The organism is Bradyrhizobium genomosp. III, assembly GCF_000261705.1.
Taxonomy (GTDB): Bacteria; Pseudomonadota; Alphaproteobacteria; order Rhizobiales; family Xanthobacteraceae; genus Bradyrhizobium; species Bradyrhizobium ottawaense.
Genome location: NZ_AJQF01000580.1, coordinates 1 through 1,832, shown reverse-complemented (window position 1 = coordinate 1,832; position 1,832 = coordinate 1). Strand labels below are relative to the sequence as shown.

Below are 1,832 nucleotides of genomic sequence, written 5' to 3'. Positions count from 1 at the left end.
ACGGCACCGCGACGCTTGCGACCGCCACCGGCCAGACCAACTCGTCGATCAACGCCTCCGGCCAGCTCAAGCTCTCCACCGGCGTCAATGCTGACCTGTCCGTCACCGGCACCGGCAACGCGCTGAACGCGCTCGGCCTCGCCGGCAACACCGGGACTGCGACCGCCTTCACCGCGGCCCGCACCTCGGGCGTCGGCGGCATCAGCGGCAAGACCTTGACCTTCTCGTCCTTCAACGGCGGCACGGCGGTCAACGTCACCTTCGGCGACGGCACCAACGGCACGGTCAAGACGCTCGATCAGCTCAACACGAAGCTTCAGGCCAACAACCTGACGGCGACGATCGACGCCAACGGCCTGCTGACGGTCTCGACCACCAACGACTATGCGTCCTCGACCATCGGTTCGAGCGCCGCGGGTGGTGCGATCGGCGGCACGCTGACCTCGTCGCTGACGTTCTCGACGGCTTCCACCCCCGTCCAGGATACGGTTGCGCAGACCTCGCGCGCCAATCTGGTGTCTCAGTACAACAACATCCTGAACCAGATCGACACCACCTCGCAGGACTCCTCGTTCAACGGCGTCAACCTGTTGAACGGCGACCAGCTCAAGCTGGTGTTCGACGAGACCGGCAAGTCGAACCTCAGCATCACCGGCGTGACCTACAACTCCAAGGGTCTGGGTCTTGCCGCGTTGACCAGCGGTGTCGACTTCATCGACAACTCCGCGACCAACAAGGTGCTGTCGAACCTGAACGCCGCGTCGAGCACGCTGCGCTCGGAAGCCTCGAGCCTCGGTTCGAACCTCTCGGTGGTGCAGGTTCGTCAGGACTTCAACAAGAGCCTGATCAACGTGCTGCAGACCGGTTCGTCCAACCTCACGCTGGCCGACACCAACACCGAGGCGGCCAACAGCCAGGCGCTGTCGACCCGCCAGTCGATCGCGGTCTCCGCGCTGTCGCTGGCCAACCAGTCGCAGCAGAGCGTGCTGCAGCTGCTCCGCTAACAAGCGGACGACATCGCAAGCAAGATCCGGCGGCGGGGCTTCGGCCCCGCCGCTTTCTTTTTGGGTCGGCATCAGAACGCCGCTTGGCAAGTCGGGACGATGCGTTCGAGTCCAGCGAATTGCTCACTCTGAGTTATGGTTGACAAGTGGCAAACGCGTCGCCGCTGCACCAAAAAGCATCATGTGATCATGATGATACGACGAAGCGCGGTCCGGCTCCGATCGCGCACATGGTGAATCCGCGGAAGGACTGGAGCGACACGCTTCATGCTTTGTTAGCCGTCTGCGTTCACCGTCCCGGCATCGATTAATCCTAATCGAAGTTTGTTTGTTGCGTTGCGTACCAGAAGGGTAACACTCAATGTCCGGTATCGTCCTCTCTTCGTCGGTTCGTCAGAACCTGCTCTCCCTCCAGTCCACCGCTGATCTTCTCGCCACCACGCAGAGCCGTCTGTCGACCGGCAAGAGCGTCAACTCGGCCCTGGACAATCCCACCAACTTCTTCACCGCACAGTCGCTCGACAACCGCGCCAGCGACATCAACAATCTGCTCGACGGCATCGCCAACGGTGTGCAAGTGCTGCAGGCTGCAAACACCGGCATCACCTCGCTGCAGAAGCTGATCGACAGCGCCAAGTCGATCGCCAATCAGGCGCTGCAGACCACGGTCGGCTACTCCACCAAGTCCAATGTCTCCACCAGCATCTCGGGCGCAACGGCGGCCGACCTGCGTGGCACGACTTCGTTCGCCAGCGCGACGGCGAGCAGCAACGTGGTGTATAACGGCGCGGCGGGCGGCACCACGGCGGCGAGCGGCACCACGACCCT

General features: G+C 62.9%; 2 protein-coding genes. Both read left to right on the top strand.

The window, feature by feature from the left end; genetic code table 11:
* Positions 1-1,004, top strand: a 1,004-nt coding sequence (locus IC66_RS0142220) for a DUF1522 domain-containing protein (RefSeq protein WP_038951370.1), incomplete at its 5' end; no start/stop codon positions are given.
* Between the two features lie 361 nt (positions 1,005-1,365).
* Positions 1,366-1,832: flagellin N-terminal helical domain-containing protein (locus tag IC66_RS0142215; RefSeq protein WP_038951369.1), on the top strand; the 467-nt coding region annotated here is incomplete at its 3' end.